The sequence below is a fragment of the Mesorhizobium neociceri genome, assembly GCF_013520985.1.
Classification (GTDB): Bacteria; Pseudomonadota; Alphaproteobacteria; order Rhizobiales; family Rhizobiaceae; genus Mesorhizobium; species Mesorhizobium neociceri.
In genome coordinates, this window is the sequence record NZ_JACDTY010000013.1 from 24,132 (window position 1) to 41,107 (window position 16,976).

Below are 16,976 nucleotides of genomic sequence, written 5' to 3' on the forward strand. Positions count from 1 at the left end.
CGGTTTCTTGTCTGCTTCCGTGCATAATGGCAGCGATGGGGTGGACGAAACCAGGACATGGCTGAAGAGAAAAGACGCAACGGCGAGTTCTGGGCGCTGGCGCTCGAATGCGCTCATCTCGGCGTATGGGACTGGGATATTTTGAGCGGCGACTGCTTCTATTCGCCAACCTGGTCGCACATGCTCGGCTATGAGGATGGCGAGCTTGCCGACACCAGCGATCTCTGGCTGAAGCTGACGCATCCCGACGACCGCGAGCGGGCGCTGGCCAGCGGCGAGCGCCACATTGCCGGCCTGACCGCATCGATCGAGACCGAGCTGCGCCTGAAGCACAAGGACGGCCACTGGATCTGGGTGCTGGACCGCGGCGGCATTGTCGAGCGCGACGAGACAGGCAAGCCGGTCAGGCTGATGGGCGTCCAGACCGACATCAGCCGGCAGAAAGAAGCCGAAGCCGAACTGGAGCGGGTCAATGTGCGTTTTCGCCTGGCCTTGGCGGCCAGCGGCACCGGCATCTGGCATCACGATATCGACGCCAACAAGAGCTATTGGGACGCCCGCACCAGGGAAATCTTCGGCCTCGTCGCCGACACCGACGAGGTGACCGCCGATCTCTGGCACACCTATCTGCACCCTGACGACAAAGTCGCCACCGAGCGCGCCCATCTGGCGCCGCTTGCGTCAGACGGCGTCGTTGCCTCGCAATACCGCATCATCCGGCGAGACGGCGAAATCCGTCATGTCGAATCGCTGGTGCGCTTCATCGCAGCCCCGGACTCTGCGGGCCAGATTCTCGGCACCGTGCGCGACATCACCGAGGACAAGAAGCGCGAACGCGAACTCGCCTATGCCGCTCACCACGATGCGCTGACCGGCCTGTTCAATCGCGCCGCCTTCGACCGGCTGCTGGCCGAACACATCACCACGGAGCGGCTTCTGCCGCTGGCGGTGTTCTATGTCGATCTCGACTACTTCAAGGCGCTCAACGACTTTGCCGGTCACGCCGCCGGCGACCTGGCGCTGAAGGGCGTCGCCGCCGGCATACTGGGCTGCCTGCCGGCATCGGCCCGAGCCGCGCGCCTAGGCGGCGACGAGTTCGCGCTGCTGGTTCCCAATTGCCAGCCGGCCGCGGCCGAGGCGCTAGCCGGCGCCATTCTTGCGGCGGTCCGCGACGCCGACCTCGGCCTGCCGGCGACGTCGCGCAAGCTCGCGGCCAGCATCGGCATCGCCTTCGTCGACGACACCACCACGACGGTGGCCGATGCGCTGGCCTGCGCCGACGACGCCTGCTACGCGGCCAAGGCGGCCGGGCGCAACCGTTTCGCGGTGTTTTCGGCCGACGCGGCATCGGGTTCCGGCGGCCTCAACGCCGCGCGTGTCGCCGCCGATACGGTTGACGCGATGGATGACGGACGGCTGAAACTGTTCGGCCAGGAGATCCATCTGCTTGGGAAACCCTGGCGGGAGAGCCGTCATGTCGAAGTGCTGGCGCGGATTGTCGGGCGCAATGGCAAGCTGATCCCGCCGGGCGAGTTCATTCCGGTCGCCGAGCGCTTCGGCATTGCCTCGCGACTCGACCGCTGGATCATCAAGACCGCACTGTCGCGGCATGGCCCGGCCATGAAATCGGGCGCCATCACGCTCGGCTTCAACCTGTCGGCGCAGACGCTGAGCGACCCGCTGCTATGGGATTTCGTCGACACCGTCATCGCCGAGACCGGGGCGCCGCATTCCGGCATCGGCTTCGAGATCACGGAGACCGCCGCCGTCACCAATTTCGATGCCGCCGAACAGTTCGTGCGCAAGGCGCGCGAGCGGAAGTGCCGCGTCAGTCTCGACGATTTTGGCGCCGGCATGAGCTCGTTCGAATATTTGCGCCGCTTTCCCGTCGATCAGATCAAGATCGACGGTTCCTTCATCGAAAACATCGCCCAGAACAGTTTTGACCGCGAGATCGTCTCGGCGATATCAGGCATTGCCAGAAGCCTCGGCTGCTCCGTGGTGGCCGAGAAGATCGAGCAGCAAGCCGCGCTCGAAATCCTTGAAGGCATGGGCGTCGCCTACGGCCAGGGGTTCCTGCTGCACCGGCCGGAGCCGCTGGAGGCGATCGTCGCAAGGGCGAGTGCCGGGGCGCAGCGCAAGCGGTTCGGCTGACGCGGTATTCCGCAGCTCAACCGGCGTCGGCCTTTTCCTGCTTTCGCTGTGCTGCCTCCTTCTTGCGGCGCAGCACCTCGTCGGTACCGACAAGGTCCTTCGAACCGCCCGAAATGGAGGTCGAGACGACGGCCGGAGGATCGCTGGCGGGAAAGCTGTCCTCGAGGCCCGATTGCAGCTGCTCCTCGAGCGTATCGGGATTCTCGGAACGGCCTTCGGCGCGGCGCTCGCCAACGGCCTCGACATCGCTCTTGCTGTCTGGGTGATCGCGGGCCTCCTTCATCGTCGACACCACCAGCTCGATGGTGAACTCCTTCATCGCCTCGGCTTGCGGTTCATCGACCTCGGAGCCTTCGATCAGACGTATCAGCGACTTTTCCACATCGCCCAGTTCCTTGGTCCCCTGGCAACGCGCCAGCCGCTTGGCCAGGAAACTGACGAGCACCGGGGCGAAGGTCGAATAGGCTTGCCGGCGCGTCTCGTCGACTTGCTCGGGATGAAGCTTTTGCAGGGACATTGTTGCTTGACTCCACTCAGGACCGTCCTGCCGGCGGCGGCTGCCGCTGGCCCTTAGGAAACTGAGGGGAGGGCAAGTGGTTCCATGCGGTGGCCGATGACGTCGCAGTGTTCAGCTCCAGAACAGGCGCCGAACGCGAGCCGAGATAGGATGTCCGCATTCGGAGATGTCGACGGCCGAGGGCAACCGGTCAGCCGGCTTTTGGCTGGCCCTTGGCTCCGTCCGGCGACGCCAGTTCGTCGAGTATGGAAAGAGCAGCGCTTGGCTTCGAAGGCTTCAGCAAGCCCTGTTGGGCGGCCGCATTCTTGAAAGCGGCAAAGGCGATGTCGGGGCGGCAAGTGCCGTTCAACGCGTCATCCACCAGCCTGACGGCCGCCTTGTAGGCCGCCGCTTCCTTGTTCTTCCATGTCCCGCCCAGCGCCTTCCTGGCGTCGGCGATCGACGACACCGTCATCGAACTGCAATCCACGAATTTGATCGTCAGGGGCAGAAATCTGCTCATCGGAAACTCACCATCCAAACCATTCCCGCGTCCGCCACAAAAGCCCGGCGAAAGGCGCGACCAGAAAGGCAGCGGCGCCCAGGACCAGAATGTTTGTTGATATCGATTCCATGGATGGCCTCTGCAAAACGGGATCGCCATAAACGAGGAAATCGCAGAGTGGTTGCAGGCTTGGTACGCTACATGTTGCTTGCCGGCCGGAACCGCTGGGAAGCGATCGTCGCAAGGGCGAGCGGACAGGGGGCTTCGCCGAAGAGGCGGCCAGCGTAATCCCTTCTGTCGGGCTTTCTCGAACGCTTCGGAATTTCGCTTCGTAGCTCGACCCATGGCGCGGATGGCTGGCGACCCTGTTTGACGCATCGCCGAATAGAAAAATAAGCAACTGCTAAAATTGCAATCACTCATTTAAGGGCGTCGTAATCCGGTCGGCCAATGATCCGCCATCGACAATGGCGGCCAGGTGTGCCGGATGGGAGACGACGATGAAAGCTTTTCCTCTGCTGGTAGCGGTGGCTTCGGTCAGCCTGCTTGGCGCTCTGGCAGCGGGGCAATCGTTCGCAGGCGAGTTCTCGGATCATGGCGACCAAGTGACGGCGCCCGTATCGGACGAAGACGACCAGGGCGCCACCGCCAGCCATGAGGGCGATCACGCCGCCGTTGAAAATGACGAAGGCGATCACGATGACGACGGCGTCGACAGCGGCTCGCACCAGGGCGACCAGGGTGACGATGAAGGCGATCACGAAGATGGCGATCATCAGGGCGGCGATCACGATGGCGATGGCCATGATGGCCATGACGGCGGCGGCGGTGGCGATGGGGGCGGTGACGGTGGCGGCGATAGCGGCGACGGCGACGACTGATCTACGCCGCTGAAGCTGCAATCTCCCCGCTTTTGAGGAGGAGGGCAGGCGGGAGCGGGCTCGGCTACTTGTTCCGCCGGCCGGCGGCCGCCTTCGCCATGCTCAGCGAGCCTTGCGCCTCGCGCATCATCCTCAGCGCTTCGTCCCGGGTCAGGCCGCATTTGCGCGCAAAATAGCTCGCCTCCTCATAGGCTTCCGCCTGGGAGACCGCCGACATGCCGGGCAATACCGGTCTGGATTTCTTCTTGGCCATGGCTTCGCAAGCGCTAAATCAATAGTTAGCTAATATAGTGTCCTTGTTTGCCAATGCAAAAGTTCGATATTGTGCCACGTGATGGTAGGCAAGGCGATGCGACAGGCCCCGTCGGCGACCGACGCCCGGCGGCGCCGACGCAGCTGCAACTCCACCGGACAGTGGCGCCGGGGCCGCGCCCTTGAAGGTCCATTGAAGCGTAATTATATCAATGACTAAGCGTGCGGTGCACGCGAAACGCAGTGCTTTTGTCAAGCTTCATTCATGGAGGTTGTCATGGCAATGAAACTGATGGAAGGAAGAAAGGGCCAGGATTGGATCAATCTGGTCCTTGCGATCTGCCTGTTCATCTCACCCTGGATCATCGGTTTTACCGCTGAAACCACGCCTGCGTGGAACGCCTGGATTGCCGGCTTCGTGCTCGGCGGCCTGGCTCTCGCGACGCTTTCGGTGTTCGCCGAATGGGAAGAGTGGGTGAACCTCGTCATCGGGCTTTGGCTGATCGTTTCGCCCTGGCTGCTTGGCTTCATGGCCAGCACCAACGCGATGGCGACGCATGTCGTCCTCGGCGTGCTGGTGGTTGCCGCGTCGGCCTGGGCGGTCTGGGACTTCCGTCACCCGCACGCGCATGCGTGACCGGTGATGGCAGGGTAAGCGGGGGGCCCGGCGCGGGAGCGGCGGGCTCCTTGGACTATCGGGGCACAGGGCTATGACCGGAGCGGCTTCACGAATTGCTGCAACCGGAAAGTTTTTCGTGCATTCTTGGGAATGGCCTCGATGCTCCACTCCGACACGCCGGCAAAATGCTGCTCCTATTGCGGTTCGCGCGAGCATGACTACGAGGATTGCCCGAAGCGCAAAGCCGACGCCGAGCGGCAGCGGAAAGAGCAGCAGGGGCAGGGCCCTGCGCGTGAGGGACTTCTAGCCACCTGAATTCAGGACATTGTGCGAAGACGAGCGGCCGCCGGCGTCAGCCGATGCTCGACAATCGCCCTTCATTCGATGCTTCTGACGAAAGCCATAAGCAGCGCCATTCCTTCCGGCCAGTCGTCGAGGCCGCTGTCGCCGTTGATGTGGCCGAGCGGCCCGGCAATATGCAGCGCGCTGCCCCATTGCCCGGCCTTCGCGCTGGCATAGCCATGCGGGTCATAGGGGTCGTCCGTGCTGGCGACGACCAAAGAGGGAAAGCGAAGCGCCTGGCGAGGCGTATCGGCGAAGGGGGTCGCGTAGGCGGGATAGACGGGCGATGCCGGATCGGGAACCGCAACCAGGAACGCGCCGCTAACCTTCAGCCGCGACACAGCCTGCCAATGCGCCACCAGCAGGCAACTGAGGCTGTGGGCGATCAGCACCGGCGGCGTTGTTGCCTGTGACACCGCGATGTCCAGCGCTGCCACCCAGTCGTCGAAATCCGGCAGGTCCCAGCTCGCCGGGCTGAAGCGGCGCATCGCCGGATTGGCCTGCTGCCAGCGCGTCTGCCAATGGGCCTCGCCCGATCCGCCGCTGCCCGGCAGAATGATGAAGTCGGTCATGGAAAGTCCTGTCTGTTCGCCAGAGATAGCGCCAATTCTAGGTCTTCTCCTCATTGATGGAATGAGAGATCATCGGAAAGCGGAGAAGAATTCCGATGGATTGAAGGTGCTCATGGCAAATGGCGATTATCGGCCGCGGCTCGATCCCACCGACATGGCGATCATCGAGATCATGCAGGAGGATGGGCGCATCGGCATTTCCGAACTCGGCCGCCGCGTCGGCCTGTCCCAGCCCGCCACCTCGGAAAGGGTGAAGCGGCTGGAGGAGCGCGGCATCATCGCCGGCTACCGGGCGGCGATCGATCCCGCCGCCCTTGGTCTCGGCACCATGGCCATGATCCGCCTGCGCACCACGCATGAGCACATCCAGACCTGCCTGAAGAAATTTTCTGCCATGCCGGAAGTGGTCGAGGTGTTGCGGGTGACCGGCGAGGACTGCTTTCTCGTCAAGGTCGTCGTCCCGTCGCCGCCCGACCTCGAAAGCATCGTCGACGCCATCGGCCGCTACGGTGCGGTGACGACCAATGTGGTGTTAAGGGCAGAGCCGCAGAAGCGGTTGGGACGGGAGCTGATGGCGAAGCTCTGAGCGAGGTGGGTCGGGACTTGGGTGCTAGCGAAGGCTTGCTCGCGGCTGCAGTTCGGCGCGGCGGCATCGCGGCAGTGAGGCGAGGGAGGCTGGAGCCTGTCGACATAAAGTAACTGTATTTACCTGAGAGCATGCTGCTTTGTCGTCGGGGTATAAGACGGCTGGGTCAATTTGTTCTTGTCTCTTTGAGTTCTTGATAAATCCAATAGAGCGAAAAGGGTGGTGAAGGGGATGCCTGCAAAACGTGTTCTTGCGACAGCCATCTTGCTCGCGGCGTTAGCCACTACGACCTCATCTGCCGAGACGAGGTCGGAAGAGACTTTCGAGACGATGCAGGCAAAGTTGGGAAGCCTCTTCGCTGCCAAGGATTGCGACGGCGCTTGGCGGTTAGTTTGGAAAAATCGCGGCAACGACAAGATCCAGCCGTATATGCTCCTGTCTTCTTCTGCCGTTGCGGGCGAGCACCCTTGGCAGCCTGCCGGCGATCTCGAAGACAGTGAAATCGCTTTCAAGTACGCGGTTCTTGCCTATCGGCACGGGCAAATTCTCAGCGTCAATGCACTTCAGAAACTGGAAAACCAATACGAACAGGATTCGCTGTTTCTTCCGTTGGCGGTGGTTGAGGCCTGGATTCAGCACCTGATTTCGAACAAGGAAAGCAGGTACTACGCTCCGTCCTTCGAAACGTGCAGAAATACACCGCCGGGACTCGAGCAGGGCGTCGACAATTTCGACGTCTGCTTTGGAAGGTTGCTGGACAAGGTCGATACCTCGGACATAAACGAAACGACGATGAGCCCTCCTGACACCCACATACAGTGCTCCGAAAAGAAATTGCTGGACGGATTTTATTAGGGGTCGTTGCGGCGCTGCCGCGCCACCTCTCACCACATTTGTGGGGCGAGAAAATCAGCGCCCTGCTTTGCCGGGAAGGAATTTTTGCCGGATGATGTCGGATCGGCGGCGTGTCGCTCGTCCTTGGAGCGAAACCCGTTACAAATCTTGGAGGACATTATGGAAACCGTTCAATCGCCGTGGCAGACCGCCGCCATTCTCATCGCTCGCCTGATCCTGGCCGCCATGTTCGCGATGGGGGTGGCCTTCAAGTTCATGGATATGAACATGACCGCCGGCTACATCGCCGCTGCCGGCTTCCCGTTCCCGCTGTTTCTGGCCTGGTGCGCCGCGATCCTTGAAACGCTGCTGGTGATCGCCTTCCTGACCGGCGCGTTCTTCACGCCGGCGGCCCTGGTCGCCGCCGTCTACGTGGTCTTCCTCGGCTTTGCCTTCCACGGTCCGTCGCACTGGGCCGGCAACCAGGCCGAGTTCGGCGCCTTCATGTCGCATTTCCCGTTCGCCGCCGGCCTGCTGTTTGCCGCCGTGCACGGCCCGGGCAGCGTGCTGGCGTCGAAGCTCGGCAGGGCGTGAGGCCGTCCAGCCTCACATCTGGTCGTTGTAGGGTTCCTTCATCTGGCCGACCATGCGCGCCAGCTTCGAGAAGGACGGCATGTCCGTCTCCGGCTGGCACTGATTGGCCAGCTCCAGGAGCCGGATCGGGAAATTGACGGCATCGCGGCTCGACTCCGACATGCCGCCGGACCGTTCCTCGCCGGTTTCGATGGCCTCGGCCTTGCGCAGCGCGATGTCGATCTCCTCGACCGTAAGCACGCCCTTGCGCACCAGCACCTGGTTGATCGAGGCGACGGCCATCAACAGGCCTTCGAGTTGCAGATTGGCGACGTTCATAGCTGTTGCTCCCATTGGCACAGGCTCAACGCATGAGCCTGTATTACGATCCGGACAGGCGAATGCCGGGGAGGCCGCGCGCTATTCCTCCATCCACCGGCGGCCATATTCGGCCCACAGGGCCTTGACCTCCCTGCTGCCCAGGGCCGAGCCATCGCCATAGGCGATCGACACGGCGCTGATGTCGTAGTGGGGGTGGGCGTCGATGACGAAGCGGATCGCCTCGCCGAGCGGTCTTCTGCTGATGACGGGATCGGCCTGGCCCTGGCCGACACTGCGAACGCCCGAAACAGTGGCTGGCGCATGCCGCAGCCTGAACACGGATGCCATGGCTGGTTTGTCCATGCTGCATTCTCCCCGAGTCGGAGCGGAATGATTCCATAAGAGCCAGCTAATGACCAGTCGGTCGATCCCTGTCGAAGGCTGCGTGTTGCGATCCGCTGCGATTGCCGGATGAGGGCGGTTATGCTATGATTTGACCATGGTGCTGATTTGCGCCAGCGACCCGCCGCAAGGCGGGTTTTTCGTTTCCGGCGATATCCCGTAGCCAGTTGAAGGTCATCGCGCTCAGGCCAGCGAATCCCCCGCTGGCGGCCTGGCGGGCAGGCCGAGCCTTGTCCGCTCGCCATCGGCAAAATCCTCGGCCGCTGCCTGGGCCTCGAACAGTTGTTGGGTCACCGTGCCATTCTCGGCAACCAGCACCGCCCATTGGCGGCGGCCAACGCGTTCGACACGAACGTCATCGGGCTCTCCGGCCACCATGATCGTGCTCCGGCAGGCGAACGGCGCAGAGGGGCGTCGCGTTACGCCTTGGTCTTGCGCTTGGCCGCGGCTTTGGCGGCCGGCGCCTCTGTTCTGATGCCGAGCCCGAACTCCTTTGCCAGCTCGGATCGCTTGGCGGCGTAGCTGGGCGCCGTCATCGGATAGTCGCCGGGCAGGTCCCATTTGGTGCGATAGGCCTCCGGCGTCATGCCATGGGCGGAGCCGAGATGGCGCCGCAGCGACCTGAACTTTTTGCCATCCTCGAGGCAGAAGATGAAGTTCGGCGTCACCGAGCGCTTGCGGCTGACGGCGGGCTCGGGTGCCGGTTGCGGGGGAGCAACCGGATTGTCCACGGCCGCCAGGGCGGAATTGACGCTCTCGATCAACGCCGGCAGACTTTCAGGAGGCACTGAATTGTTGCGCACGAAGGCCGCGACGATGTCGGCGGTCAAATTTATATTTCGGATTTTGTCGTCAGACATGGTTTCTGTTACCCCCTTGATGCCAAAGAACAAATTATCAGACAAAACCCGCCGGCGGCATGGCACTTTAGAACATATGCATATGACTTGACGCCGAGTATGGTAGCGCTAACATCGCTGAGTCTCTGGCTGATGTAGGAATTGTTTCTTATTTCCTGTTGACGGATGAGGGCAACTATCGTATTATTTCTCCATGGTGCTGATTTGCGCCAACAACCCGCCGCCGAGGCGGGTTTTGTTTTTCTGACTGCCCGCAAGGTGCCGATATCGAATGTTGGCGGGACAGCGCCCCCCTCTGTCCTGCCGGACATCTCCCCCACACGGGGGGAGATCGGATGTCACGACGGCTTTCGCCAATCATCAAACACCGGAAGGCGGGGCGCGGCCGTGATGCCGCCAATCTCCCCCCAAGTGGGGGAGATGTCCGGTAGGACAGAGGGGGGCGTGAAGGAACGCTATCCTCCGGTCAAACTAGCGACCCCATTTCGCACTATCCTCGAGGACCCCATGTCCAACCGCTATGCCACCATCATCACCGACGATGACGGCCGCGAGCTCGTCAGCGCCATCGGCGTGTTCGAAGGCGCTACCCCGCAGGCGCGTATCGGCCGCATCGAGTCGGTCGTGCCAGGCGTGCTGATCGGCATGATCCGCGGCGGTCCCGTCGATGCGATCGGCGGCTTCGGATTTCCGCGCGGTGCGCCCGACGGCCGGGCGATCGGTCTTGCCAGGGCAAGGCTGAAAGCCGCGCCTGCCGAAAAGGGCTACGCGCCGGCCGATGCCGCTGCCAGCAAGGCCACGCAAAAACGATCAAGAGCAAAGCCGGCCCGACGCAAGGCCGGCAAGATCAAGCGGGCAAGGCCGGTGAAGCAGCCCACGGCAGAGCCTGCCGGGATCCCGGATCATGGCTGACCGGACGGCGCCGCGTGCGCGCCCTAGCCGCAAAGCGCCCGCCGGCGCCCCTGCCACAACGAAGTGGACGAAGAAGACGCTTGGCGATGATTTTCTCGACGCGGTGCGCGCCGATTTCCGCGCCCATGGCGCCGGTGTCATTGCCACGGTCCGGGCCGACAAGCCCGATCAGTATCTGAAGATCGTGCAATCGGTGCTGCCCAAGGATCTGGCCAAGGACCTGCATGTCTCCACCGACAATCTGGAAGTCTTGAGTGATGACGAAATCCGCCGCCGTATCCGCGGCCTCGAAGCCGTCCTCGGGCCGTTCGGCGACAAGCCGATCGGCGCGGCGCCACTATCTGGCGCTGCTGCAGGAGCTGGACCGCAGGCGCAGGAGTAACCAGCTCGCCGCCTACCGGCCTTATCCCAGACAGGCTGAATTCCACGCGGCGGGAGCGTTGAACCGCGAGCGGCTGTTCATGGCCGGCAACCAGCTCGGCAAGACCAGGGCCGGCGGCGCCGAATGGGCCATGCATCTCACCGGCCGCTATCCCTGGTGGTGGCAAGGCAAGACCTTCGACAGCGCCGTGCGGCTATGGGCGACCGGGGTGACCGGCGAGGGCACGCGCGACAATCCGCAGCGCGTGCTGGTCGGCCCGCCGCAGCAGCAGGCCGCCTGGGGCACCGGCATGATCCCGGCCGACGCCATTTTGCACACCACCATGGGCCGCGGCGCGCCGGGTGCGCTCGACAGCGTCGTGGTGCGCTGGGGCGGCGGCGGCGACGTGCAGGCCGATGAATCCGTGCTGTCGTTCAAGAGCTATGAGAAGGGCCGCGAAAAGTGGCAGGGCGAAACCCTGCACGGCGTCTGGTTCGACGAAGAGCCGCCGCTGGATATCTATTCCGAAGGCCTGACCCGCACCAACGCCACGGGCGGCATCACGATCGTGACGTTCACGCCGCTGCTCGGAATGTCGGATGTGGTGCTGCGGTTTTTGTCGGCGCAGGAGGTGGAGGGCAGGGCGGGGGGTTGAAGTAGAGCCGCCCGCAAGGGAGGACGCCGGTGCTGCCGCAGCGACGCTCGGCATCTAACTCAATGCGGAAGAAGTAGAGAGACCTTTACGCGAGGTGCAAAGAAGCAACGCAAATACAGCTGATTGGTTATGACGTAGGTACTTTCGCAGATATGGAATTGGCCGTCTGGGGAGTCCTGCACACGGTCCGGTGGGATGATGAAATTATGCGGCAAATAGATGTAACCACCGTCGATCCTGGACAGCACCGAAGACTGAGGTATGGCGCGGCAATCAGTGCCGCCGCAACACTTGAATTTCGTCTGTGGGTCAATCCTGTCTTCGTACCAATCGTGGGCGCTGGCGGCCGTCGCGGCGGCGATACACATCGCCGTGAAGATGAATCTTCGCATGGCATTCCTCAAGCATCTGGCAGGCGCTGCTCGTTGGAACGTCTACGTATATTAGCGTCCCGTTGAGAATACCATTGGCCGCCGACTGACGGACGCAGCTCCGGCAAGATTGGTTTGACCCTTCCTGGCCATCAATGACCGAGGTGAGGCATGTCCCGTCACGTCACCTTCATGACCATCGACGATGCCGAGCACTATTCGCCAGACGAGCGCGCCGCGATCATTGCCGCTTATCCCGAGCATGAGCGCGAGGCCAGGGCCAAGGGCATTCCGGTTCTCGGCTCCGGCCGCATCTTTCCGATTTCCGAACAGCTGATCGCCTGCGAGCCGTTCCGGCTGCCGCGCTACTGGCCGCGCCTAGGCGCGCTCGATTTTGGTTGGGACCACCCCTCGGCCGCGGTCGAACTCGCCTGGGACACGGAGGCCGATGTCGTCTACGTCACCAAGGCTGCCCGCGCCTCGCAGCAGACACCGGCCATGCAGGTGCTGGCGCTGAAGCCGTGGGGCGAGTGGCTGCCCTGGGCCTGGCCGCGCGACGGCCGCCGCGAAACGCTGGAAGGGGCGGGCACCGCGCTCGCCAGACAATACACCGCGCACGGGCTGAACATGCTGTCGGGCCACGCCCGCTTTGCCGACGGCTCGGTCTCGGTCGAGGCCGGCCTGATGGAGATGCTCGACCGCATGGAGTCCGGCCGCTTCAAGGTGTTCTCGACGCTGCTGCCCTGGTTCGAGGAATTCCGCCTCTACCACCGCAAGGACGGCCAGGTTGTAAAGCTGCGGGACGATCTGATGGCCGCGACGCGTTATGGCGTGATGATGCTGAGGGAAGCGTTGGTCGATCCGGCGGAGTTCAAGGCGGCGCGACGGCCGGTGGGGCAGAGCGATCCGCTGGGGGCGTTTCGATAGGGGCGGTGAAGGTCAGGACGGTTGATAGGAAAAATTGGCGGCGACGTCGAAATGGTTGGCGGTGTCTCTGGGGAGGTAAATAACAATCCAGCAGTAAAAACAGTTCACTATGCTAGCGCACCCACGACTCGCTTTTTGACAGTCGGCTCTTTATGGGATTACGGAGCAGTCTATTTGTGGGGTGGGTATGCTTGCGTGCGGAATAGCTTGCCAGCCGACCGAGATTCAGCGGGAAATAGAGGCATTTCAGTCAAGTACAAGTCCGGTGCGGGTGGCTACTGACAAGGGAGAGGGTTTCTTAAAATCGCTCGGAAACCCGATGGGTGCTGCTGCGCTCATCTCCGAATTGGTGGCAGCCGAGTTGGCGACATGGTTCGGACTGAAGATTCCTCCATTTGCCATAATCCGACAAATGTCGATCGACATAATCATGCCCAAGAATGGGGTCGCGATGCTGCCTCCTTTATTCTTCTCTTATGCGGTGGACGGAACTCCACGCGATGGCCAAGACACTTTCCCCTCCCGTCTCCGTGACCCGGGCGACATAGCGCGACTAGTCGTATTCGACACGTGGATTCGAAATTGGGATCGTTTCCTGGATGGCGAAGCCAACTCCGAAAACCTCCTCTATGTGAGGACCCCTGGCGGTCGAAAATACGACCTCGTTCCGATAGATCATTCGAATTGCTTTATCGGCGATGATGTCGATTTTCCTACTGGTCCGGCACCAGCCGATTGGGTAACTGACCCCAAGGTGTATGGGAAATTTCCTGAGTTCGATTCTTACATCGATGCCCGGTCTGTCACCCAAGCCACTCATAAACTGGCGCAATTACAACGCAATTTCGTGGTCGAAGTTGTTAACTCCGTACCTGCAGAATGGGGCTTGGGTCTCAATGCCGCAAAGTCACTTGTCGATTTGATTTGTGACCGCGCCGGTTTTGTGATGAACACCATATCTGCGAGATTGGTGGATGCACCAGAGATCCCAGGATTGGTCCAGTGATGCGTGAATCGCAAGGATACTACTCGCTCGTGCAGTACTCGGAGTTCCCCGAGCGCGCGGAGTTCGTGAACATTGGCGTTATCCTTTTCGCCAGTGCGGAGCCGTACGTGCTCGCTAAATTTAGCCAACGGCCCCGGCGCGCTGAAAAGGCATTCAACGTGCATTTAGGTAATCATTTCAAGTTTTTGCAGGAGTCAATGGAGAGCCGAATTAAGCTAGAATTTGGCTCTGGTTGGAGCAAAGAACGGATCGAGCAATTTGTCGCGCTGAGATCTGGTAAGGTTCGCCTGTCGCCAGTCCGCTCAATCCTAGTCAAAAACCCAGTGGAGTTGATCGAGGATCTCTTTCAGCGATTGGTCGGCGATGTGCCCAATGTCAGGAGAGGACAGCGGCCATCCACCAAACTTGCGCACGCTTTTAAAATGTGCGGCGTTGACAAACTCCTTTTGAAGCCGGAGCCGGTTCATTTGCCTGGAGGCGTGAAGATTGAGGCGCCGTTCGCCTATCAGAATGGTTCATTCAATCTGATTGATGCGGTGTCTCTGGCTGGTGATCCTGACAAAGCTCTCAACCGGGCAAGTCCGCATATGATTGAAGGTGAACTACTCTATCAAGAAACGGCTCTAGCTAATCGCAAGCAACTGGTGGTGATTGGTGATGAAGGTGACAGCCAGGATTCGGCATTCTTAGATATGGTTTCGGCGCAGATGGAGCGCCACCATGTGAGATTTTACACGATCGATCAGATCGAACCGCTGGTGAGAGATATACGCGAGAACTACGCTATTCATCACTAGGGTTTGTCCACCTGCGGGGCATGGTTTCTTGACGTTGGATACCTGAAATCCACGCTCTGATCGTCAATCCTCAAGCCACCGAGCGGTTCTCTTGAACCGCACGGATGCTCTCCACGAAACACTTTGTCCTTTTAGCTGATAAGCACGTTTCGCCGCTACGCAAGGGAGAGCTCTTCCATGCCTCTGGCCTTGACGGTCCAGATCATTCACGCAACCCTGCGCTACCTCAGCTACATCGCTGCCAATCTGTGCGCTGAGGACCGGGCCGAGATCGATTGTCAGTTCGACCAGTGGTCGCCGGACTTGGTGGCGCTGACGTAATCAGCTTTTGCGTCGAGACCGCATTGCTGCGATCCCGCGAATTGACGCCGTGGGTTACTCCACGATCTTCCAGTAAGAATCCTTGCGGATCACCTTGCCGTCGCGGAACGTGTAAAAGTCGCAACCTCGGACCTCCTTTTTCACGCCCTCGCGGGTGGTGCCGGTCAGCATCCATTTGGACATGCCGGTATCGGCAGCCGCATCGACGAAATGCTCGCCGTCGCCGTAGTGGACATCGGGCAGGCCTTCGAAGCGTGTCGCCAGCGCGTCGCGCACGTTCCGCTTGCCCTCGAAGCGCGAGCCCCAGGGGTTGTTTCCCCTCGGCATCTCCAGGACGCAGTCGTCGGCAAAGAACGCCATGATGCGATCGAGGTCGTGCGCGTTGAAGGCATCGCATAGCTCCCTCAGTGTCGATCGAATGTCCATTCGCCCGTCTCCTCCAGTCGCCCAATTGTTAGTTTCGCTATCCGAAATAGGTCATCGGCAAGAGGGCCGGTCAAGGCCGCGGCTCTCCCCGGCCCAACAGCGGGAGCGAACTCCCATGGCTCGAGCCACTGCATGACCCTTCGCATCATCCCAGCCACGCTGCGCGACCTCTCCTACATCGCCGCCAATCTGCGCCCGCAGGACCGGGCCGAGATCGACTGCCAGCTTGACCATTGGTCGCCGGCGCTGCTGGCGCTCACCGCGCTGCAGGGGTTTGCCTGGGTCGCCGAGCTCGACGGCAATCCGGAGGCTGGCTTCGGCGCTGCCGAGCAGCGCAGCGGCCTGTGGATCGCCTGGAGCTGGGGTACGCGCCGCATGAAGCGCTGCGTGCCGGGCATTACCCAGTACTTTCACACCGTGCTCGGGCCGCAAGTTGCCGCATGCGGCGCCTGGCGGGTCGAGGCGCGGGCGCTGGCCGCCAATCACCTCGCGCTGCGCTGGCTCGACCGGCTCGGCGCCACCCAACGCTGCCGGCTGCCGGGGTACGGCCGCAACGGCGAAGATTTTTTCCTCTATGACTGGACAAGAGAAGGCTGGAACCATGTGTCTCTTTCAAAAGCCGCCGGCGCTGAAGCCGCTGCCACCGACCCCGACCATTGCCGACAAGGACGTGCAGGCGCGCGAGACAGCCTTGCGGGCTGAACTCGAACAGCGCCAGGGCACGGCGGCAACGGTAAAAACCGACCTCGCGCCCGGCGATCTCACCGGCCAGCGCCGCGTGCTTTTGGGGGTATGACCATGACCGCGATGAAGCGCAGTTTCAGGAAGCGCGTGCTGGCGTGGTGGTATTGGCGAAAGCATGCGCGGCTGCTGAAGCGGCGCGGGTGAGCGCTCTTACCTTCTCCCCTTGTGGGAGAAGGTGGATCGGCGCGTAGCGCCGAGACGGATGAGGGGTGTTGGACGGAATAAGGCGCTGGTTATCTTGTCGCCGCGCCTTGTCGCTGGACAGACGAAGTCGCCAAGCTGGAACACCCCTCATCCGACCGAGCTTCGCTCGGCCACCTTCTCCCACAAGGGGAGAAGGGAAGGACGCCACGTCACCCCTTCTTCGCGAACGCCCACACCATCAGCGGGTATTCCTCGTCATTGCTGAGATCCCGCCACAGACCATAGGCCCGCACCGGTCCGCCAATATGCGCCTTGGCGCAGGCCTTGTTGCCCCAGCCATAGGTTTGCACGTCGGCTTCGGCAAAACCGCCTTCGACCATCAGCTGCTTCAGGCCGGTGGGCGTCCAGCGGTTGTAGTCGTGCGGCCTGGCGTGCACCCTGAACAGGAAGGGTGTCGCCACCATCGCCCAGCCGCCTGGCCTGGTCATGGCATGGATATTCCCGGCCGCCGCAATCGGTCGCTGCACATGCTCCAGCACCTGGTCGGCGATGACGATGGGATATTGCCGGTCACTGCGGTCCTTGCAGATGTCGAATTCGGGAAAGTCGACCGAGCGATAGTCGGAGCACAGCGTCTTCCAGTAACGGTTCCAGCCCGGCGAGATCTCGATCACCGCCAAAGACTTGCGGCCGTCCGTTTCCAGGAAAGCGGTGAACGCCTCGATCTGCCTGATGCGCAGCCAGTTGCGGGAATCGTAGCCGATGAGCCACTTCGCCGCCTGTTTGCCGCGGGTTTTCAAAGTGCCGGCAAGGCTTAACGTCATTGTCACGTCGACCTCCTCCTAGACCCGCCGTGGACGTTTCGTATCACTGCCAAGTGGGCAAAAGATGACAGAGAGCTGATCTCCCCCCTCG

General features: G+C 61.8%; 25 protein-coding genes. 14 read left to right on the forward strand and 11 right to left on the reverse strand.

Annotated elements, in window-relative coordinates; genetic code table 11:
* Positions 1-57: 57 nt before the first annotated feature.
* On the forward strand, positions 58-2,154 hold the full coding sequence (locus H0241_RS23290; RefSeq protein ID WP_181060184.1) for an EAL domain-containing protein: 2,097 nt from the start codon (positions 58-60) through the stop codon (positions 2,152-2,154).
* Positions 2,155-2,170: 16 nt separating this feature from the next.
* Here H0241_RS23290 and H0241_RS23295 read toward each other — a convergent pair whose 3' ends face one another.
* Together H0241_RS23295 and H0241_RS23300 are read right to left on the reverse strand one after the other, a co-directional pair.
* Entirely contained in the window at positions 2,171-2,671 is a 501-nt protein-coding gene (locus tag H0241_RS23295; RefSeq protein ID WP_181060185.1) for a hypothetical protein, read from the reverse strand.
* A 190-nt stretch (positions 2,672-2,861) separates the two neighbouring features.
* Positions 2,862-3,173, reverse strand: coding sequence for a DUF982 domain-containing protein (locus tag H0241_RS23300; RefSeq protein WP_181060186.1), 312 nt, complete (start codon positions 3,171-3,173; stop codon positions 2,862-2,864).
* A gap of 482 nt (positions 3,174-3,655) precedes the next feature.
* On the opposite strand from H0241_RS23300, the gene H0241_RS23305 reads away from it, so the two are divergent.
* The gene (locus tag H0241_RS23305) at positions 3,656-4,036 is read left to right on the forward strand and encodes a hypothetical protein (protein ID WP_181060187.1); all 381 of its coding nucleotides are present in this window, start codon (positions 3,656-3,658) and stop codon (positions 4,034-4,036) included.
* 64 nt (positions 4,037-4,100) lie between these two features.
* Here the strand turns inward: H0241_RS23305 and H0241_RS23310 are convergent, their stop codons facing one another.
* The gene (locus H0241_RS23310) at positions 4,101-4,289 is read right to left on the reverse strand and encodes a hypothetical protein (RefSeq protein WP_181060188.1); all 189 of its coding nucleotides are present in this window, start codon (positions 4,287-4,289) and stop codon (positions 4,101-4,103) included.
* A 276-nt stretch (positions 4,290-4,565) separates the two neighbouring features.
* Here H0241_RS23310 and H0241_RS23315 point away from each other — a divergent pair, with 276 nt between their 5' ends.
* Positions 4,566-4,925 (forward strand): SPW repeat protein, encoded by a 360-nt coding sequence (locus H0241_RS23315; RefSeq protein WP_181060189.1) that lies wholly within the window; start codon positions 4,566-4,568, stop codon positions 4,923-4,925.
* 359 nt (positions 4,926-5,284) lie between these two features.
* On the opposite strand, the gene H0241_RS23320 is transcribed toward H0241_RS23315, so the two are convergent.
* The gene (locus H0241_RS23320) at positions 5,285-5,821 is read right to left on the reverse strand and encodes an RBBP9/YdeN family alpha/beta hydrolase (protein WP_181060190.1); all 537 of its coding nucleotides are present in this window, start codon (positions 5,819-5,821) and stop codon (positions 5,285-5,287) included.
* Positions 5,822-5,933: 112 nt separating this feature from the next.
* Between H0241_RS23320 and H0241_RS23325 the strand changes: the two genes are divergently transcribed.
* From H0241_RS23325 to H0241_RS23335, 3 genes are all read left to right on the forward strand, one after another.
* Positions 5,934-6,407 (forward strand): Lrp/AsnC family transcriptional regulator, encoded by a 474-nt coding sequence (locus tag H0241_RS23325; RefSeq protein ID WP_181060191.1) that lies wholly within the window; start codon positions 5,934-5,936, stop codon positions 6,405-6,407.
* 231 nt (positions 6,408-6,638) lie between these two features.
* Positions 6,639-7,262, forward strand: a complete 624-nt coding sequence (locus tag H0241_RS23330) for a hypothetical protein (protein WP_181060192.1) — start codon at positions 6,639-6,641, stop codon at positions 7,260-7,262.
* A gap of 159 nt (positions 7,263-7,421) precedes the next feature.
* Positions 7,422-7,835: a DoxX family protein gene (locus H0241_RS23335; protein WP_181060193.1), complete on the forward strand. Its 414-nt coding sequence runs from the start codon at positions 7,422-7,424 to the stop codon at positions 7,833-7,835.
* 12 nt (positions 7,836-7,847) lie between these two features.
* On the opposite strand, the gene H0241_RS23340 is transcribed toward H0241_RS23335, so the two are convergent.
* From H0241_RS23340 to H0241_RS23355, 4 genes are all read right to left on the reverse strand, one after another.
* Positions 7,848-8,153, reverse strand: a complete 306-nt coding sequence (locus H0241_RS23340) for a hypothetical protein (RefSeq protein WP_142867092.1) — start codon at positions 8,151-8,153, stop codon at positions 7,848-7,850.
* Between the two features lie 81 nt (positions 8,154-8,234).
* Positions 8,235-8,498 (reverse strand): hypothetical protein, encoded by a 264-nt coding sequence (locus H0241_RS23345; protein WP_181060194.1) that lies wholly within the window; start codon positions 8,496-8,498, stop codon positions 8,235-8,237.
* Between the two features lie 222 nt (positions 8,499-8,720).
* Positions 8,721-8,915, reverse strand: coding sequence for a hypothetical protein (locus H0241_RS23350; protein ID WP_181060195.1), 195 nt, complete (start codon positions 8,913-8,915; stop codon positions 8,721-8,723).
* Positions 8,916-8,956: 41 nt separating this feature from the next.
* Entirely contained in the window at positions 8,957-9,397 is a 441-nt protein-coding gene (locus H0241_RS23355) for a MucR family transcriptional regulator (protein ID WP_181060196.1), read from the reverse strand.
* Positions 9,398-9,904: 507 nt separating this feature from the next.
* On the opposite strand from H0241_RS23355, the gene H0241_RS23360 reads away from it, so the two are divergent.
* Genes H0241_RS23360 through H0241_RS23370 form a run of 3 tightly spaced genes read left to right on the forward strand, consistent with a single transcriptional unit; the run spans position 9,905 to position 11,325 of the window.
* The gene (locus H0241_RS23360) at positions 9,905-10,309 is read left to right on the forward strand and encodes a hypothetical protein (protein WP_181060197.1); all 405 of its coding nucleotides are present in this window, start codon (positions 9,905-9,907) and stop codon (positions 10,307-10,309) included.
* On the forward strand, positions 10,302-10,691 hold the full coding sequence (locus tag H0241_RS23365) for a hypothetical protein (protein WP_235984432.1): 390 nt from the start codon (positions 10,302-10,304) through the stop codon (positions 10,689-10,691). The genes H0241_RS23360 and H0241_RS23365 overlap by 8 nt, the downstream gene beginning before the upstream one ends.
* Positions 10,669-11,325 carry a terminase large subunit domain-containing protein gene (locus tag H0241_RS23370; protein ID WP_235984439.1) on the forward strand — a complete coding sequence of 219 codons (657 nt, stop codon included), beginning with the start codon at positions 10,669-10,671 and terminating at the stop codon, positions 11,323-11,325. Before H0241_RS23365 ends, H0241_RS23370 begins: the two co-directional genes overlap by 23 nt.
* A 59-nt stretch (positions 11,326-11,384) precedes the next feature.
* Here H0241_RS23370 and H0241_RS23375 read toward each other — a convergent pair whose 3' ends face one another.
* On the reverse strand, positions 11,385-11,717 hold the full coding sequence (locus tag H0241_RS23375; RefSeq protein ID WP_181060199.1) for a hypothetical protein: 333 nt from the start codon (positions 11,715-11,717) through the stop codon (positions 11,385-11,387).
* A 150-nt stretch (positions 11,718-11,867) separates the two neighbouring features.
* On the opposite strand from H0241_RS23375, the gene H0241_RS23380 reads away from it, so the two are divergent.
* The 4 genes from H0241_RS23380 to H0241_RS23395 all read left to right on the forward strand — a co-directional run bounded on the left by H0241_RS23380 (position 11,868) and on the right by H0241_RS23395 (position 14,747).
* Positions 11,868-12,623: a phage terminase large subunit family protein gene (locus H0241_RS23380; protein ID WP_181060200.1), complete on the forward strand. Its 756-nt coding sequence runs from the start codon at positions 11,868-11,870 to the stop codon at positions 12,621-12,623.
* 187 nt (positions 12,624-12,810) lie between these two features.
* Positions 12,811-13,629: a HipA family kinase gene (locus H0241_RS23385; RefSeq protein WP_328824813.1), complete on the forward strand. Its 819-nt coding sequence runs from the start codon at positions 12,811-12,813 to the stop codon at positions 13,627-13,629.
* A complete protein-coding gene (locus H0241_RS23390; protein ID WP_235984440.1) occupies positions 13,629-14,426 on the forward strand; it encodes a DUF3037 domain-containing protein in 798 nt (265 codons plus the stop codon). Before H0241_RS23385 ends, H0241_RS23390 begins: the two co-directional genes overlap by 1 nt.
* 177 nt (positions 14,427-14,603) lie before the next feature.
* Positions 14,604-14,747 (forward strand): hypothetical protein, encoded by a 144-nt coding sequence (locus tag H0241_RS23395; RefSeq protein ID WP_181060351.1) that lies wholly within the window; start codon positions 14,604-14,606, stop codon positions 14,745-14,747.
* A gap of 54 nt (positions 14,748-14,801) precedes the next feature.
* Here H0241_RS23395 and H0241_RS23400 read toward each other — a convergent pair whose 3' ends face one another.
* Positions 14,802-15,173 carry a nuclear transport factor 2 family protein gene (locus H0241_RS23400; protein WP_181060203.1) on the reverse strand — a complete coding sequence of 124 codons (372 nt, stop codon included), beginning with the start codon at positions 15,171-15,173 and terminating at the stop codon, positions 14,802-14,804.
* A 132-nt stretch (positions 15,174-15,305) separates the two neighbouring features.
* Here H0241_RS23400 and H0241_RS23405 point away from each other — a divergent pair, with 132 nt between their 5' ends.
* The gene (locus tag H0241_RS23405; protein WP_181060204.1) at positions 15,306-15,875 is read left to right on the forward strand and encodes a hypothetical protein; all 570 of its coding nucleotides are present in this window, start codon (positions 15,306-15,308) and stop codon (positions 15,873-15,875) included.
* A gap of 395 nt (positions 15,876-16,270) precedes the next feature.
* Here the strand turns inward: H0241_RS23405 and H0241_RS23410 are convergent, their stop codons facing one another.
* Positions 16,271-16,885, reverse strand: a complete 615-nt coding sequence (locus H0241_RS23410) for a methyltransferase domain-containing protein (RefSeq protein ID WP_181060343.1) — start codon at positions 16,883-16,885, stop codon at positions 16,271-16,273.
* Positions 16,886-16,976: the final 91 nt, after the last annotated feature.

Coding starts and splice junctions, on each gene's coding strand:
- H0241_RS23355 (WP_181060196.1), bottom strand. CDS start 9,397: ATGTCTGACGACAAAATCCGAAATATAAATTTGACCGCCGACATCGTC.
- H0241_RS23290 (WP_181060184.1), top strand. CDS start 58: ATGGCTGAAGAGAAAAGACGCAACGGCGAGTTCTGGGCGCTGGCGCTC.
- H0241_RS23405 (WP_181060204.1), top strand. CDS start 15,306: ATGACCCTTCGCATCATCCCAGCCACGCTGCGCGACCTCTCCTACATC.
- H0241_RS23385 (WP_328824813.1), top strand. CDS start 12,811: ATGCTTGCGTGCGGAATAGCTTGCCAGCCGACCGAGATTCAGCGGGAA.
- H0241_RS23305 (WP_181060187.1), top strand. CDS start 3,656: ATGAAAGCTTTTCCTCTGCTGGTAGCGGTGGCTTCGGTCAGCCTGCTT.
- H0241_RS23400 (WP_181060203.1), bottom strand. CDS start 15,173: ATGGACATTCGATCGACACTGAGGGAGCTATGCGATGCCTTCAACGCG.
- H0241_RS23330 (WP_181060192.1), top strand. CDS start 6,639: ATGCCTGCAAAACGTGTTCTTGCGACAGCCATCTTGCTCGCGGCGTTA.
- H0241_RS23335 (WP_181060193.1), top strand. CDS start 7,422: ATGGAAACCGTTCAATCGCCGTGGCAGACCGCCGCCATTCTCATCGCT.
- H0241_RS23380 (WP_181060200.1), top strand. CDS start 11,868: ATGTCCCGTCACGTCACCTTCATGACCATCGACGATGCCGAGCACTAT.
- H0241_RS23295 (WP_181060185.1), bottom strand. CDS start 2,671: ATGTCCCTGCAAAAGCTTCATCCCGAGCAAGTCGACGAGACGCGCCGG.
- H0241_RS23350 (WP_181060195.1), bottom strand. CDS start 8,915: ATGGTGGCCGGAGAGCCCGATGACGTTCGTGTCGAACGCGTTGGCCGC.
- H0241_RS23410 (WP_181060343.1), bottom strand. CDS start 16,885: ATGACGTTAAGCCTTGCCGGCACTTTGAAAACCCGCGGCAAACAGGCG.
- H0241_RS23375 (WP_181060199.1), bottom strand. CDS start 11,717: ATGCGAAGATTCATCTTCACGGCGATGTGTATCGCCGCCGCGACGGCC.
- H0241_RS23315 (WP_181060189.1), top strand. CDS start 4,566: ATGGCAATGAAACTGATGGAAGGAAGAAAGGGCCAGGATTGGATCAAT.
- H0241_RS23310 (WP_181060188.1), bottom strand. CDS start 4,289: ATGGCCAAGAAGAAATCCAGACCGGTATTGCCCGGCATGTCGGCGGTC.
- H0241_RS23395 (WP_181060351.1), top strand. CDS start 14,604: ATGCCTCTGGCCTTGACGGTCCAGATCATTCACGCAACCCTGCGCTAC.
- H0241_RS23390 (WP_235984440.1), top strand. CDS start 13,629: ATGCGTGAATCGCAAGGATACTACTCGCTCGTGCAGTACTCGGAGTTC.
- H0241_RS23345 (WP_181060194.1), bottom strand. CDS start 8,498: ATGGACAAACCAGCCATGGCATCCGTGTTCAGGCTGCGGCATGCGCCA.
- H0241_RS23320 (WP_181060190.1), bottom strand. CDS start 5,821: ATGACCGACTTCATCATTCTGCCGGGCAGCGGCGGATCGGGCGAGGCC.
- H0241_RS23300 (WP_181060186.1), bottom strand. CDS start 3,173: ATGAGCAGATTTCTGCCCCTGACGATCAAATTCGTGGATTGCAGTTCG.
- H0241_RS23365 (WP_235984432.1), top strand. CDS start 10,302: ATGGCTGACCGGACGGCGCCGCGTGCGCGCCCTAGCCGCAAAGCGCCC.
- H0241_RS23325 (WP_181060191.1), top strand. CDS start 5,934: ATGGCAAATGGCGATTATCGGCCGCGGCTCGATCCCACCGACATGGCG.
- H0241_RS23360 (WP_181060197.1), top strand. CDS start 9,905: ATGTCCAACCGCTATGCCACCATCATCACCGACGATGACGGCCGCGAG.
- H0241_RS23340 (WP_142867092.1), bottom strand. CDS start 8,153: ATGAACGTCGCCAATCTGCAACTCGAAGGCCTGTTGATGGCCGTCGCC.